Source organism: Methylocystis rosea (genome assembly GCF_003855495.1).
Lineage (GTDB): Bacteria > Pseudomonadota > Alphaproteobacteria > Rhizobiales > Beijerinckiaceae > Methylocystis > Methylocystis rosea_A.
In genome coordinates, this window is the sequence record NZ_CP034086.1 from 854,327 (window position 1) to 869,033 (window position 14,707).

Annotated in this window: 16 protein-coding genes; 5 read left to right on the forward strand and 11 right to left on the reverse strand. The window is 63.2% G+C overall.

Annotated features, from left to right (window positions below):
- Nucleotides 1-29 precede the first annotated feature (29 nt).
- Both EHO51_RS03955 and EHO51_RS03960 read left to right on the forward strand, forming a co-directional pair.
- Nucleotides 30-1,139, forward strand: coding sequence for a calcium:proton antiporter (locus tag EHO51_RS03955; RefSeq protein WP_124737797.1), 1,110 nt, complete (start codon nt 30-32; stop codon nt 1,137-1,139).
- 20 nt (nt 1,140-1,159) lie between these two features.
- Nucleotides 1,160-1,801, forward strand: coding sequence for a glutathione S-transferase family protein (locus EHO51_RS03960; RefSeq protein ID WP_124737798.1), 642 nt, complete (start codon nt 1,160-1,162; stop codon nt 1,799-1,801).
- A 58-nt stretch (nt 1,802-1,859) separates the two neighbouring features.
- Here EHO51_RS03960 and ung read toward each other — a convergent pair whose 3' ends face one another.
- The 7 genes from ung to tolQ form a co-directional block, all read right to left on the reverse strand.
- Entirely contained in the window at nt 1,860-2,528 is a 669-nt protein-coding gene (gene ung / locus EHO51_RS03965; protein WP_124737799.1) for a uracil-DNA glycosylase, read from the reverse strand.
- The gene (locus EHO51_RS03970; RefSeq protein ID WP_245434733.1) at nt 2,525-2,710 is read right to left on the reverse strand and encodes a HepT-like ribonuclease domain-containing protein; all 186 of its coding nucleotides are present in this window, start codon (nt 2,708-2,710) and stop codon (nt 2,525-2,527) included. Before EHO51_RS03970 ends, ung begins: the two co-directional genes overlap by 4 nt.
- Entirely contained in the window at nt 2,707-3,003 is a 297-nt protein-coding gene (locus EHO51_RS03975) for a nucleotidyltransferase family protein (RefSeq protein ID WP_018407705.1), read from the reverse strand. The genes EHO51_RS03970 and EHO51_RS03975 overlap by 4 nt, the downstream gene beginning before the upstream one ends.
- Before the next feature lie 32 nt (nt 3,004-3,035).
- Nucleotides 3,036-4,355 carry a Tol-Pal system beta propeller repeat protein TolB gene (gene tolB, locus EHO51_RS03980; protein WP_124737800.1) on the reverse strand — a complete coding sequence of 440 codons (1,320 nt, stop codon included), beginning with the start codon at nt 4,353-4,355 and terminating at the stop codon, nt 3,036-3,038.
- Between the two features lie 247 nt (nt 4,356-4,602).
- Nucleotides 4,603-5,757, reverse strand: coding sequence for a cell envelope biogenesis protein TolA (locus tag EHO51_RS03985; RefSeq protein ID WP_124737801.1), 1,155 nt, complete (start codon nt 5,755-5,757; stop codon nt 4,603-4,605).
- 11 nt (nt 5,758-5,768) lie between these two features.
- Entirely contained in the window at nt 5,769-6,218 is a 450-nt protein-coding gene (locus tag EHO51_RS03990) for an ExbD/TolR family protein (RefSeq protein ID WP_018407708.1), read from the reverse strand.
- Nucleotides 6,219-6,227: 9 nt separating this feature from the next.
- Nucleotides 6,228-6,971 (reverse strand): protein TolQ, encoded by a 744-nt coding sequence (gene tolQ, locus EHO51_RS03995; protein WP_029651194.1) that lies wholly within the window; start codon nt 6,969-6,971, stop codon nt 6,228-6,230.
- 216 nt (nt 6,972-7,187) lie between these two features.
- Between tolQ and EHO51_RS04000 the strand changes: the two genes are divergently transcribed.
- Nucleotides 7,188-8,057 carry a fatty acid desaturase family protein gene (locus EHO51_RS04000; RefSeq protein WP_124737802.1) on the forward strand — a complete coding sequence of 290 codons (870 nt, stop codon included), beginning with the start codon at nt 7,188-7,190 and terminating at the stop codon, nt 8,055-8,057.
- Between the two features lie 9 nt (nt 8,058-8,066).
- On the opposite strand, the gene haoB is transcribed toward EHO51_RS04000, so the two are convergent.
- Nucleotides 8,067-9,035 carry a hydroxylamine oxidation protein HaoB gene (haoB, locus tag EHO51_RS04005; protein WP_124737803.1) on the reverse strand — a complete coding sequence of 323 codons (969 nt, stop codon included), beginning with the start codon at nt 9,033-9,035 and terminating at the stop codon, nt 8,067-8,069.
- A gap of 144 nt (nt 9,036-9,179) precedes the next feature.
- The gene (locus tag EHO51_RS04010) at nt 9,180-10,826 is read right to left on the reverse strand and encodes a multiheme c-type cytochrome (protein WP_245434734.1); all 1,647 of its coding nucleotides are present in this window, start codon (nt 10,824-10,826) and stop codon (nt 9,180-9,182) included.
- A 222-nt stretch (nt 10,827-11,048) separates the two neighbouring features.
- Here EHO51_RS04010 and EHO51_RS04015 point away from each other — a divergent pair, with 222 nt between their 5' ends.
- Nucleotides 11,049-11,795 carry a metallophosphoesterase gene (locus EHO51_RS04015; protein WP_124737805.1) on the forward strand — a complete coding sequence of 249 codons (747 nt, stop codon included), beginning with the start codon at nt 11,049-11,051 and terminating at the stop codon, nt 11,793-11,795.
- 4 nt (nt 11,796-11,799) lie between these two features.
- On the opposite strand, the gene EHO51_RS04020 is transcribed toward EHO51_RS04015, so the two are convergent.
- Together EHO51_RS04020 and rsmI are read right to left on the reverse strand one after the other, a co-directional pair.
- Complete coding sequence (locus EHO51_RS04020; protein ID WP_124737806.1) at nt 11,800-12,180, reverse strand: YraN family protein; 381 nt, start codon at nt 12,178-12,180, stop codon at nt 11,800-11,802.
- Nucleotides 12,181-12,342: 162 nt separating this feature from the next.
- Nucleotides 12,343-13,257 carry a 16S rRNA (cytidine(1402)-2'-O)-methyltransferase gene (gene rsmI, locus EHO51_RS04025; protein WP_124737807.1) on the reverse strand — a complete coding sequence of 305 codons (915 nt, stop codon included), beginning with the start codon at nt 13,255-13,257 and terminating at the stop codon, nt 12,343-12,345.
- A 182-nt stretch (nt 13,258-13,439) separates the two neighbouring features.
- Between rsmI and EHO51_RS04030 the strand changes: the two genes are divergently transcribed.
- Nucleotides 13,440-14,669 carry a penicillin-binding protein activator gene (locus EHO51_RS04030; protein WP_124737808.1) on the forward strand — a complete coding sequence of 410 codons (1,230 nt, stop codon included), beginning with the start codon at nt 13,440-13,442 and terminating at the stop codon, nt 14,667-14,669.
- Nucleotides 14,670-14,707 lie beyond the last annotated feature (38 nt).

Consider the following 14,707-nt stretch of genomic DNA (forward strand, 5'->3'; position numbering starts at 1 on the left):
AGCTTGGGCTGCGACGATCAGGGGACGGCATGCAGGCGGCGAGGATCACCGTTGGCGCGGTCCTGTTTCCGGCGCTGGCGCTGGGGCTGGCCGGGGTTTTTTTGTTCGGCGAGCGCTGGATCTCGAAAATTCCAGCGTCCATCGATTTTATGCCGTCGACTCTCGCGGCGGTCTTGTTGATCGGGGCCGTCTTCGCCGCCTTGCAACACGCCGAAATTCTCGGCGCCAAGACGGGCGAACCCTATGGCACGCTCGTCCTCACCATCGCCGTAACATTTATCGAGGTCGCGATCATGGCCTCGATGATCGAACATGGCGACGAGGATCCGACCGAAGCGCGCGAGGCGGTGTTCTCCGCAATCATCATCGTTTGCAACGGCCTCGTCGGCCTCTGCCTCCTGCTCGGCGGCTTCCGTCATCACGAGCAGGAACTCCAGCCGATGGCGACAAGCGCCTATCTCGCCATCCTGATCGCTCTTTCCGTTCTTACGCTCATTCTGCCTGATTATACGACGTCGAGCTACGGACCTACTCTGTCTACAACTCAGCTCATTTTCGTCAGCGTTCTGTCGGTGCTGCTCTACGGCGCATTTCTTTTCATTCAGACCGTGCGGCACCGGTCCTATTTTATCGACGTGCATGTCGCGGCCGTGGGCCACGGCGAGGCGAAGCCTTCGCGCGCGGTGACGATATTCGCAGTTGTGGGACTGGGCGCCAGCCTGCTTGGCGTCTCGCTTCTCGCGGAGCGTGTCATTCCCGGTCTTGAAGAGGCGCTTCGCTGGGGGGGCGTCGACGACGTGAACCGGGTGACCGGCGCGGCTGTGGCGATGCTGGTCCTGCTTCCAGAATCCATGAATTCCATCCGCGCCGCGACCCGTAACGCGCTTCAGACAAGTTTGAATGGCGCGCTCGGCTCCGTCGTCGCGACGATCGGGCTCACGGTTCCCGCCGTAGCGCTGTTGAGCGTCGCCACGAACCGGGAGATCGTCTTCGGTCTCGAAAAACGCGACACCGTCTTGCTGCTGCTGACATTGCTGCTGAGCGTTGTAAGCTTCGGCGCCGGCCGCACGAATCTGATGACCGGGCTGGTGCATCTCGTCGTTTTTGCGACATATATTTTTCTGTTGTTCGTCCCCTAATCTTCACGCAAAGAGCGCCAATGAACGACGACAATCCGATCCTATATTACGCGCCGCGCACACGCGCCTCTAGCGTGCTGACTCTGCTTGAGGAACTCGACGTTCCCTACGAGCTGCGCGTGTTGAATTTCCAGCTTGGCGAACAACGCAAGCCGGAATACCTCGCCGTCAATCCGCTCGGAAAAGTGCCGGCCATCGTTCACAATGGCGCGCTTGTGACGGAGCTTGGCGCGATTTTCATCTATCTTGCCGACGCCTTTCCACAGAAAGGTCTCGCGCCGGCGATTGGCGACGCCTTACGCGGGCCTTACCTGCGCTGGCTCGTGTTCTACGGGTCGGCGTTCGAGCCGGCGATCGTCGATCGTTCGATGAAGCGCGAGCCGGCGCCCGCAAGCAGAAGTCCCTACGGGGATTTTGATGGCGTCATGGCGCTGATCAACGCGCAATTGACGCAAGGCCCTTATCTCTTCGGCGAGCGCTTCACCGCCGCCGACATTCTTTGGGGCGGCGCGCTGCGGTGGACAGTCGGTTTCGGCCTTGTTCCCGAAAGCGCGCACATCTCCGCCTATGTCGAGCGCGTGACGTCTCGTCCATGCTTTGCGCGCGTCGCCCAGACGGACGAAGCGCTGCTCAAGATTCATGAGGCGGCGGCGGGCAAATGAGGCGTCTTCCCTCTCCCATCGGGAGAGGGATCGCGCACGACTTTTGCGCGCTCGAACTTCACCAATCGATCGGCGTTTCCGCGTGTGCGATCAGGTAATCATTCGCCTTCGAGAAATGCTTGCAGCCGAAAAAGCCATTGTTCGCCGAAAGCGGCGACGGATGCGCGCATTCGAGCACGAGATGTTTGCGCCGATCGATGCTCGCGCCCTTGCGCCGGGCGTAGGCGCCCCACAGCATGAACACAACGCCTTCGCGTTCGCGCGACAGCGCGTGAATGGCGGCGTCGGTGAATTGCTCCCAGCCCTTGTTCTGGTGCGAGCCGGCGGCGTTCTCGCGTACGGTGAGCGTGGCGTTGAGGAGCAGCACGCCCTGGCGCGCCCAGCGCGAAAGATCGGGATCGCGCGAAACCGGACGGCCGAGATCGGCTTCGATTTCCTTGAAGATGTTCTGCAGCGAAGGCGGCGGCGGCGTGTTGGCGCCCACGGCGAAGCAAAGGCCGCAGGCCTGCCCGGCGCCGTGATAGGGATCTTGCCCCAGAATGACGGCTTTCACCGTGTCGAATGGACACTCGTCGAAGGCGCGAAAAATCTGCGACGCCGGCGGATAGATCCGGCCCGCGACATATTCGCCGCGGACAAATTCCCGCAGCGCGTGGAAATAGGGCTGGTCGAATTCCGCAGCGAGATGTTTGCGCCAGCTTTCTTCGATGCGGACGGGTTTGGTCATTTTGAAGGGCCGGTCGTATCGAATTTATTCCGAATGCGCGCAATCGCCTCTTTGAGTTTCGGCAATTCATCGACCACCACATTCCATATGATTTGATCGGATAGCCCTTGATATTCGTGACGCAGTACATTGCCGATAGCGCGAACGCTCCGCCATGGGATGTTTGGCTGCGTCGCCTTCAAAAAACGCGGACCGCCGATTTCTCGATCGCATGGCGCAGACGAGGATGCAGGCCGTCCCGAGTGGTCAAATCCACCGCAGTCTTCAACTCATCCTCGAGAAAAAGTTTAATGCCGACAAGATCAAATGCGTTGAATCGGCTGGCGGGATCATAGTCGATGAAAAGATCGAGATCGCTATCCGCCGCCGCTTCATCGCGCGCGGCGGAGCCAAAGAGGAACAACGATGTCGCGCCGCGCGCCTTGATGGCCGGCGCGTATTCCTGCAATCGTGTGATCGCTTCGACACGTTTCATAAAGGCAGTCTAATCGAAAAGCGCGCCTATGCTCAATCCTGCAGCGGGCCCCACGCGGGATCGCTCGCATAGCCTGGCGTCGGGACCTGAGTCTCCGAACGACCGAAGACGTCGACCATGTGGATTTTCGGTCCGCCGCCGCCCGAAGAGTCGCGGAAGAACATCAGGAAGAGACCGTTTGGCGCCCAGGTCGGACCTTCATTGTGAAAGCCCTCGGTAAGAATGCGCTCGCCGGAACCGTCAATCTTCATGACGCCGATCGAGAAGTTGCCGCCGTTCTGCTTGGTGAAGGCGATGTAGTCGCCCTTCGGCGACCAGACCGGCGTCGAATAGCGCCCGCCGCCGAATGAAATGCGCTTTGCATCGCCGCCATGCGCGCCCATGACGTATATCTGCTGCGAACCGCCGCGATCGCTCTCGAAGACGATGCGCGCGCCGTCAGGCGAGTAGGAGGGCGCGGTGTCGATGGCGCCGGTGTCGGTCAAGCGCATCGTCGTGCGCGAGCGCAGATCCATCGTGTAAAGATTGGTCGTCGAGCCCTGCGCCAGCGACATGATGATCTTCTGTCCGTCGGGCGAGAACCGCGGCGAGAAGGTCATGCCCGGAAAATTGCCGACCACTTCGCGCTGGCTGTTCTCGATATTCATCAACAGGACTTTCGGGTCGCCGTCGGCGCCAAACGACATGTAGGTGACGTCGAGCGAATTGGGCGAAAAACGCGGCGTGACGACGAGTTCGTCGCCGCGCGTCAGATAGCGCACATTCGCGCCGTCCTGATCCATCATGGCGAGGCGCTTGCGGCGCCTGTCCTTTGAGCCGGTTTCATCGACGAAGACGACGCGCGTGTCGAAAAAACCTTTCTCGCCAGTGATGCGGGAGAAAACGGCGTCAGAGAGAAGATGTGCGACGCGCCGCATATTGGCGGCCTCGGTGACATATTGCTGGCCCGCGACTTGTTCGCCCGTCGTCACGTCAAAGAGTCGGAACTCCGTCTTCAGCCTGCCGTCGCCGGCGCGTTGGGAGCGACCTGTGAGGACAAATTGCGCGTTCACCGCCTTGAAGGCGGCGAGATAGGGGGCGCCGTCCGGCGGCGCGGCGTTCGCGGGCAGGGCGCCCGGGTCGATCGGATTCAAGAACACCGAGCGCTTGAAGTTGTTGAGCGTCACGGAGGTCACGGTGCGCGCGGCGTCGTCGCCGACAAAAGGCGCGACGGCGATATTGACCGGCTGAAAGCCGCCGCCCTTGAGATCGATGATGCGTCCGGCGCGCGCCAGAGAAGCGGGAAGGAAAGGGGCGAACGTCGCGCCGGCGAGGAGGCCGGCGGCGGCGCGGCGGGTGATGTAGCGTGTCATAGGCGATATCTTTCAGGCATCGGCGTGAAGAAAGCGTAGCGCATTGCCGCGATGGACGAAGTTGTTGGATGCGGCGTTTCAGCCCCCTCCCTGTCCCTCCCCCGCATCGCTTCGCTCGCGGGAGAGGGGACGGTCACGATCGACGTTTGCGCGAGGCCGATGAAGCAAAGTGTTTGCTCCCTCTCCCGCGAGAGCGGGGGAGGGTTGGGGAGGGGGTGAAGCCTTTCGCCACGAACGAACCAGCTCACTAATTCGAATCCTGGAAGCGGATCGTGACTTCGCGTAGAGCCTCTTCGTAGTAGGGCATGAACTCGGGCGGTATCCGCATCGGGCTGCAGCGGCGCACCGCCTGCATCGCCTGTTCGCCGCGGGCGTGTTCGGTCGGGCTCGCAGAGGCGTTCAGCAGTTTCGGACGCCCTTCGAGTTCGCCGTCGCGCGAAAGATGGAACTCCACGATCGGCGTATAGGTCTGCCCGCCGAGCGACAATCCGGACGCCCAGCAAGGATAATAGTGATCGTGGATATAGGCGGCGATGCGCGCCTCCATCGAAGCTGACATCGTTGCCGCCGCTCCCGTTGGCGCGCCGAGCGCCGCCGCCTGCGTCGCTCGGCCGGTCGCGGCCTTTCGTTGCGGCGCTTCGTGGCTCAGCAATTTCGAGATGCTGGCCGCGTCGAATTTGGACTTCGGCGCATTCTCCTCGCCCGACTTCGGTTTCGATTCCTTGACGGCCTTTTCGGCGAGTTCGCCGATCGATGTCTCGGGCTCAGGTTTGTCTTGCTGCTTCTTGCTATCGAGCAGCTTCGCCACCTCGTCGATCTTGAGCCGTTCTTTCGGCTTCTCCGTCGCCGCCGCGTCCTTTGCCGTGTGGTCCGGCTTCGTGCGGGCGGGCGGCTTTGGCTTCACGACTTCGGCTTCTTCAGGTTCTTTCTTCTCGGGCTCTTGCTTTTCCGGTGCCGGGGCTGCGGCTTTAGGCTTTGCCGCCGGTTTCGGCTCTGGCTGTTTTTCGATGGGCTTTTGCGGCGGCTCCGGCTTCGGCGGCAGCGCGGCGGTTCGCTTGGGCGGGGTCGGCGGCGCATCGTCGGCCGTCGGCTGCGGCAGCGGACGCGCGGGCGGCGGCGGCGTCGCTATGTCCTTCTTCGCCTGTGCGAGCGGCGGCTCGGGCTTCGTCTCGGCTTCCGGCGCGACCTTGTCCACGCGCGGCGTGGGCTTGATCTCTCGCGCGGTTTTCTCGCCCTTCATGATCTGGGTGAGTTCGCTGTCGGTGACGAGGTCGACCGGAACCGTCTCCACCGCATCATCGAATTTGCGGGCGTCGGAAAACAGGACGAACGCCGCCAGAAGCAATCCCGCGTGGATCGCCGAGGAGAGGGGAAAACCGGGTTCGGAGCGCGAAATTTTCACTTCCGCTCAGCTCACTTCTTCTCCTGCTCCGTCACCAGCGCGACCTTCTTGTAGCCGGCGCTGATGACAAGCGACATCACTTCGGCGACGCGGCCGTAGTTGACCGCCTTGGAGCCGCGCACATAGATGCGTTCGTCGAATCCCTGCTTCACGGCATCCTTCAGCCTGTCGAGCAGTTGCGTCGTCTCGACCGGCTGATCCATCAGGAACACCTGTCCCTTCTCGTCGATGGCGATCGAGACCGGCTTCTGATCGATGTTGAGCGCGCCGGCCTTGGTCTGCGGAAGATCGACGGCGACGCCGGTTGCGAGCAGCGGCGCCGCCACCATGAAGATGATGAGCAGCACCAGCATGACGTCGATGAATGGCGTCATGTTGATTTCGGCCATGGCGCCGTAGCGCGGCACGCCGCGTCGACGCCTGCCGCCCTTGCGTCCCGGGGTCGAGAGGGAAGCGCCCATGCTCGCTCCTTAGGCCGCGCGGTCGCGGTTCGACGAGGCCGTGTGCTGGTCGATCTGCCGCGACAGGATCGCCGAGAACTCGTCGGCGAAGCTTTCCATGCGCGCCTGCGCCTTGGCGACGTCGCCCTGCATCTTGTTGTAAGCGATCAGCGCGGGAATGGCGGCGAAAAGACCGATCGCGGTGGCGAGCAGCGCCTCGGCGATGCCGGGCGCGACGACCGCGAGCGAGGTGTTCTTCGAGGCCGCGATCGAGCGGAACGACGTCATGATGCCCCAGACCGTGCCGAACAGGCCGACGAAGGGGCCTGCCGACGCGACGGTCGCGAGCACGAGCAGATTGGATTCAAGTTTCTCCACCTCGCGGGCGATCGAGACGTCGAGCACCTTCTCGATACGCGCCTGCAGGCCCATGAAGGAGGCGCTGGCGCCCGCCTGGAAGGAGCGCTTCCATTCCCGCATGGCGGCGACGAACAGCGTCGCCGTGCCGGTCTGCGGCCGCTCGGAGAGCTTGCCGTAAAGCTCCTCCAGCGAATTGCCCGACCAGAAGCTTTCTTCGAAGCGGTCCATCGCGCGGCGCATGCGCGCAAAAAGCAGCGTCTTGTCGATGATGATCGCCCAGCACCAGACCGAGGCGGCGAGCAGTCCGACCATGACGATCTTGACGACGATATGGGCGCCCCAAAACATGCTCCAAATCGTGATGTCGGCGGCAGGAGCGGCGAGAGGGCTCGCGGCGATCTCGGCTGGATTCATGATTTGTCCTTGAGTCGGCAGGCGCTCTGCGGCGGCTTTGGCTGCGACGCCCGGTCTATCGCCCGCAATTTCGCCATTTGTGGGGCTGCGGTGCGTCGCGCAACAAACCATAGTGAGGATGCGTTAACAAGCCGTAAGGGTTAAGCAAAGCTTGGAAGGTCAGAAGGGCGGGGTTCTCTAGAGGCGGACTCCGGACTTTTTTGCTGGGTTTGCGTGATGCGCATTGCGGTTTTTGACGGCCGGCCATTCTGCCGGCGAGAGGATATTTGCAAAATTCTTCAGGCGCTTATCACGCCTGCAGCGTTTTTTCTTCCCTATTTTCTGCCTCTCTCCTTCGCCGAGCTGTCAGCTTATCTGCTGGCGCTCATCGCCGTGAACGGCTCGGCCAATTATCTGCTGCATTTGCACGTCCACTACCCCTTCACCACTTCGCCCGCATTCAATCTTCTGCTCGATCTCATGCTCGGCGCGGCGACAGGGATCACCGCCTCGAACTGGCGCATCCAGCATGTCTACGGCCACCATTGTGGCCGCGAGACGAAATTTCGCGCGCGGGATTTTGAGATGAGCGCAGCTTTCTCGGGCCGCCGCGCTTTGGCGTTTTGCTGGCGCTCGATGTGGCCGACGATCGTGGGCCCGTTTCGTGAAGCCTACGAGCAAGGCTTCCTCAAAAACATCAGGGAGCCGATCGATTACCGCTGGGCCTTCGTGGAGCAGTGCCTCTATCTCACTCTGATCGCCGCGTTATTCGCGTGGCGGCCGTGGCTCACGCTCGGCTTCGTTCTGCCGTGGCATTTCGCCGTGTTCTTTTTCACGCGGTATGTCGATTTTCTCAATCACTGCGGATGCAAGGAGTCGTCCGGCAATCCTTTTGTTATCGCCAATAACACGACCCATGCGGCGTTCAACCGCCGCAGCGGAAATTTAGGATTTCATACGGCTCATCATCTTTACCCGCACGCGCATTGGAGCGAATTGCCGACACTGCACCGCGTCATCGATAAGAATATTCCGCCGCGTCTGGTGACGAGCGTCAACTGGTCGTTCCTGCATTTTCCGCTGCATGTGCTGTGCGGAATTTCATAGGGGCAGGGCTCACTCATTCAGCCGATAAATCCACCATCCCTTGTGCTGATAGACAAGGGAAAATCGCGTCAGCGGCGAGGGCAGGGAGGTGGAGAACGGCAATAGCCGCGCAATCAGCCTGTCGCCGTCGCTCTTGCGCTGGAAATAGTGCAGCCGCGTCGCGCCGCCCATCGGTTCGACAGCGAAGCCGCTTCCGATCTTTTGATCGTGCATCCATTGTTGCGCGGATTTGATGAGGCCGTGCGAAACGCCGGTCGCGGCGAAATCCTTATAGGCGATGGAGAGCTGTTGCGGCCGTGCGGCGGCGAGCATCCACGCGTCCGAAATGCGCACGGCGACATAGGCGGGCTTGCCGTCCGCAAGCTTCTTCAACGCCTCGCTCGCGCGCGTCTCATCGGACTCGAGCAGCGCGTCCATGAAACGCGTGAAGCTGTTCGCTGACGAGGTCGGGACTCCCGCGCTCCATCGCGCGCGCTCCGCCGCCCCCGCAGCCGACCAGGCGGCCGGCAACAGAAGTCCACGCGCCTCTGCGTCGTCGAGCGGCGCGGCGCGCCCGGCGACAAGCCGGATCGCGCGCGACAAGTCCCACCACGCCAGCACGACGGCGTCCTGCGGCGTATGTTCGCGAATTGCGGCAAGAACCTTCGCCGCGTCGGCCGCGGAAACTTCTGCGAAGAAGATCGGCTCCGTCACCTGATTGCGCCAAGTGAGCGGCGTCAGTCGCCCTGCTTCATCGCGCGCGACGACGCCCGTGGCGATGGGGCGGCGCTCGTCCTTCGCCGACACCTCGATCTGCTGGAGGCGCTCGGGCGTGAGTCCGAAGCCTTCGACATCCTTCGCCGCGTCCGCCGAGATCGGCGCGAGCCGCGTTTCAAACGGCGCGGTGGGATTGAGCCCGGCGTAGATCGCCCAGCCCAGCAGCGCGAAGCCGGAGACGATGAGGGCGACGCCGGCGATGAGCCGAATGCGGGGAGTCATGCGCGTCCACTGCCAGAGGTCATTGCCGCACCCGAATGTCATTCCCGCGAAAGCGGGAATCCAGAGCAACAGCCAAATGCTTCGGAGAAGGCCCCCTGGATTCCCGGTCGCGCCTTCGCGCGCCGGGAATGACAGGCGAACCGTTTACCCGCCTTTGCGTTTTCGGCGCATCAGCAGGCCAGCGCCGACAAGCATGGCGAGGACGCCCAGACCGCCCGCGAAGGCGCGGCGCGCCGGCGAGTCGAGATCGAGGTCGCCGCGCTTCTGGCCGGCGATGCGCTTCAGTTCGGCGCGAATTTCCGCGCCTTCACGCAGCTTCGTATCCTCGTCGTTGATCTTCGCCGCCGCGCCGATGAGCTGCGACCAGCCTTCGGTATAGGTGTAGCCGCCGGGGTTCATATGCGCGAGCCCCTTATAGTGCTTGATCTGATGGTGCTCCCACATGTCGGCGAAGACATATTCGATCGCGCTCGGATTATTGCCCTTCTGCCAGAACAGCTGGAAGAAGCCGCCGGCGTCGTCCTTCTCGGGCGCCGGCGGCGCCGGACGGTTCGTCGTCTGACCTGGCAACAGCTTGTCGTTGTAGAGCTTCACCAACACGCTGCGCGCCCTCTCGGTGATGTCCAGTCCGGAGATGATGCCCTTGTCCATGCCGTCGAGATAGGCTCGCGCGAAGCTGTCGGAGTGACAGTTGGAGCAGGTCGAAACCCACGCATCCTTGCGCTGCGTGAACCAGGGGTGGTTAAGGTTCTCCGCGATCTTCGGCATCGGCACGAAGGCCCAGCGCGACTTGCGCACCATGTTGTGCGTGAACTTGCCCTGATACTCCATGTGGCAGAAGGCGCAGGTCGGGGCGTTCATATTGCCCTTTTCCATCGCGTCGGCGAGGCGGACGTTCCAGTCCCATGTGTCGCCGCGCGTCTGATAGATCGTCCCGTGCTTCGACAGCATGTAGCCTTCGAATTCATTGTGATCGACGCCGTTGTGGCAGATGGCGCAGGCCTGCGGCTTACGCGCTTGCACGGCCGAGAATTCGTGGCGCGTGTGGCACGAGTTACAGGTCGTCTGCGGCGTATGGCAGAAGGTGCAGCCTTCCGCGACTTCGCGCTGCTCCATCGCCGCCCACACCGCATTTTCGACATTGGCTTTCATCGACAGCGCGTGTGAGGGATGGCCGGGCTTCCACTGATCTTGCGGCCAGGTGAAGGTGTCGCGCTCGGACTCGCGTTCGGCGAACTGCTGCACATGGCATTGTCCGCAGGCGGCGGCGTCGGGCATCCGCAATTCAGTTTTATGCTGGCCATGGTCCTTGCCGACGCCCATATGGCAGTCGATGCAGCCGACCTCTTTCAGAGGTTCGCCGTTCTTGAGCGTTCCGATCGAGCGGAGGTTATTCTCGACCTCCGTGATCATCGCCTTCTTATAGGCGCGCGCATCCGAGTCGGGCAGATTGCGAATCGCGTCGAGATTGCCGTGCACGCTGCCCTTCCAGCTGTGCGTCCAGCCGGGCGTCACTTGGCTGTGGCATTCGACGCATTGCGCGCGCTGCGCGTCGACGTCGATCGTCTGCGGCGGCTTATAGAAGTCGTGCGGATTGAGATATTTCGAGATCGGGATCGGCTCCCAATATTTCGAGAGCGAGCCTTTGCCGGCGCCTTGCGATTCGTCATAGTAGCGCTTGGTCAGCGCGTCATAGAGCTCCTTGGGCGAGGCGGTCTTCGCAAGACCCAGCGCCTTGAAGGTTTCATCCGGCGTATCCGCAAGGGCCGGCGTGCAGAGGACAAAGGTCACGGCGAACGCGAGAATCAGCGCGAGGCGAGCCGCGTAATGAGAAACCCTTTGTGAATTCAGCATGCTCTCCCTCGCCCCTTCTGCGTCTGGCTGCATTGTCGGGGCCGAGGCGGCCAGAGGAAAGGACCACAGGCTTCCCCCCCGATGAGGCCACCCCCTCAGGCGCCCTATGTGGCTCGTCAAAACGCTGCCTGACGATAAATGATGACTTTAGGAGAAGCCATGACGACGCGTTGGTTCCCCTCAGCTTTGACGACCGCCGAGGCGCCGCCCGGCATGCGCATCTATGCGATCGGCGACGTTCATGGCCGCGCCGATCTTCTGCACGTTCTCGCCGAAGCGATCGCCGATGATCTTGCGGCGCGCCGCTGCGATCAGGCGGTCACCGTCTTCGTCGGGGATTACGTCGACCACGGTCTTGGCTCGAATGGCGTTTTGAAACGTTTGTCCACCGGGGATTTTCCGACGCCCGTCGTGACCCTGCGCGGCAACCATGAAGAAACGATGCTGCGCTTCATCAATGACGCGGCGGCGCTCGACGACTGGGTCAGCAGCGGCGCGCTGATGACGCTGCATTCCTATGGCGTCGACGCTGGCGAGGAGGTGGCGAAAGGCGGAGCCTCACAGGTTCGGGTGAAATTTCTTGCGCATTTCCCGGATGAACATCGCCGCTTCATCGAAGAAACGCGGCTTTGGGCGGAATATGGCGGCTATTTCTTCTGCCACGCCGGCATACGGCGCAGCGCGCCGCTTCATATGCAGGCCTCCCACGATCTGATGAACATCCGCGAGGGGTTTCTCGACTGCGGCGAGCCTTTCGGGAAGGTGATCGTGCATGGGCATACGCCGCATAACAACGTCGAGGATTTGCCCAACCGGATCAATCTCGACACGCATGCGTTCAAGACCGGCGTGTTGACGGCAGTGGCGCTGGACGGCGCCGAGCGGCGGTTTATTCAGACCGCGTGAGGCGTCATCCGACGCGCAGCTCGAAGGCGTTTTCGAGATGGCGCGGCAGCCTGCCGGGCGCAACGAAGACCGCGTCGGCGCGCAGCGTATAATTCATCGCCCAGGGGTTCGCGGCGAGCCAGCGGCCCACAGCCTGCGAGAAGCGGCGGTGTTTTTGCGGCGTGATGGCGATGGCCGCGTCCTCGAGATCGGCGCGCGCCTTCACTTCGACGAAAATAATGGTGCGGCCGCGCCGCGCGACGATGTCGATTTCGCCGCCATGCGCGCGAAAATTGCGCGCCAGAATTTGATAGAGCCGCGCCCGCAGCCACAGCGTCGCCGCCGTCTCGGCGCGAAGGCCGTAGACATAGGCGGCGCGGCGGGCGTCGTCCTTTGTCTCGCTCACAATGAAACGGGCGCGATCACTATGCCCCCTCCCTGTCCCTCCCCCGCTGCGCGGGAGAGGGGACCCTAACGACGCAGATTGTGCAGTTTCATTGCAGGGACCCGAGTCGAACTCCCTCTCCCGCGAAGCGGGGGAGGGTTGGGGAGGGGGCGCAAGTTCATCTCACTTCCCCCGTCCCGCCGCCAGCTCCAGCGCCCGCGCATAGACCTGTCGGCGCGGCTGGCCCGTCGCCGCGGACACCACGCTCGCCGCGTCCTTCACCGAATGCGCGGTCAGCGCCTCTTCGATTTTGGCGTCGAGATCGGCGGCCGCGGTCAGCGCCGCGTCCGCTCCCGGCGGGGCGACGAGCAGCACGATCTCGCCCCTCGGCGGATCCTCTTCGGCGAGAGTCGCCGCGAGCTCATCGAGCGCGCCGCGCCGGACCGATTCGAACATTTTGGTCAGTTCGCGGGCGATCGCCGCATTGCGCTTGCCGAGAATCGCCGCGCAATCGGCGAGCGTTTCGGCCAGCCGCCGCGGGCTTTCGAAAAACACCAGCGTTCCGGGAATCGGCGCGAGTTCCGCGAGCCGCGCGCGCCGCGGTCCGCTCTTGTGGGGCAGAAAGCCTTCGAAAAAGAAGCGGTCGGTCGGCAGTCCGGCGACGACCAGCGCCGCCAGCACGGCGGAGGGGCCGGGCACCGACGTCACATGCACGCCTTTCTCGAGCGCCTCTTGGACAAGGCGAAAGCCCGGATCGGAGACGAGCGGCGTGCCGGCGTCGGAGACGAGCGCGAGCTTCGCCCCTGCCTCCAGACGCGCCAGAAGGTGAGGCCGGATCACCCTCGCGTTGTGCTCATGATAGGCGATGAGCGGCGTCGAAATCCCGTAATGCGCAAGAAGCGTCTTGGTGACCCTCGTGTCTTCGGCGACTACCGCGTCCGCTGCGGCGAGGGTGGAGAGGGCGCGAAACGAAACGTCTTTCAGATTGCCGATCGGAGTCGCGACAAGGTGCAGTCCCGGCTCGATTCTCTCTGCTTCGGCCCGCAGGCCAAAGGCGGTGTAGCTCGCAGCAGGCGGAGAGAGGGCCTCGATGGTCATGCGCGTCGCCGATCTTTGTTCGTTTTAAGATATTAGATGTTCGTTTAAGAGGACAAGCGCCAACTGCGCGCCAGCCGCAATTCCTCCAAATGGACCGTCTATTGACTTTCGGCTAGGGACTCGGACCCTTAGCGCAAAATAGCCGCGCCATGGCGAGAGCCTCGGCGCCGCAGGGGGTTTTCATGTCGACATTGTCTTCTCGCGCGCGGGCCGGCGCGTTCACGCGCGGCGGGGCCGTGACGATGCGCGCTGCGCTCGTCGGCCTTGCGGCCACTGTCGCCGCCTGCAGTCCCACGAGCGGGCCGTGGGCGCCTGGCGTGCGCGATCTAAAGCTCAGCGGCGCGACCCAGGTCGCCCCCGCGGAGGGGGAGACGATCGGAACAGGCGCGGTGAAAATCGCGCTGATCGTGCCGCTGACCGGCCCTTCAGGTCCGTCCTCGGTCGGCGCGTCGCTGCTCAACGCCGCAAAGCTCGCCTACGCCGACAGCGGCGCCAATGACGTGACCATCCTCGTCAAGGACGATCGCTCGACGCCGTCGGGCGCCGCCGCGGCGACTCAGGCCGCGATCAACGAGGGCGCCGAAGTCATTTTGGGGCCGGTGTTTGGCGCCGGCGTCAAGGAGGCCAGCCGCGTTGCGCGTTCCGCCAACAAGCCGATGATCGCCTTCTCCACCGACTCTTCGGCCGCGGGCCGCGGCAGCTATCTGCTGTCCTTCCCGGTCGAGGGTTATGTCGATCGCGGCGTCAGCTTCGCGTCGCAGCACGGCAAGAAGTCGATTGCGGCGCTCGTGCCCGAAAACGACTATGGCACGCTGGCGATGGCGCAGTTCCAGCAAAGCGCCGCGACTTACGGCATCCGCGTGCCGGTCATCGAGCGCTACAAGCCCGGCGCGCCCGGCGAGTCAGTGAAGCGTTTGGCCGCCGCGCGCGATCAGTTCGACGCGCTGTTCATTCCCGAGCAGGCCGAGCAGATGCAGGCGGTGTCGAAGGAGCTGGTGGCGAACGGCATCGATTCCAAGAAGGTGCAGATTTTCGGCACCGGCCTGTGGAATGATGCGCGCACGCTGAGCCTGCCGGCGCTGCAGGGCGCCTGGTTCACGGCGCCGGAGAACGCCGGCTTCAACGCTTTCGCGCAGCGCTACAAAGCGAAATACGGCTCCGACCCGGCGCGCGTCGCGACGCTCGCCTATGACGCGGTGTCGCTGGCCATCGCGCTGTCGCGTTCGCAAGGGTCGCAGCGCTATTCGGAAAGCGTGCTCACCAACCCTTCCGGTTTCAACGGCGCCGACGGCGTCTTCCGCTTCAAGCCGGACGGCGGCAATGAACGCGGATTGTCGGTGCTGGAGATCGGCGGCGGTTCGGCGAAGATCATCTCGCCCGCGCCGCGCAATTTCACCGGCAACGGCGCGTAGCGGTTCGTTTCGCTCATCCTTCGCGACGCGCCATTCCG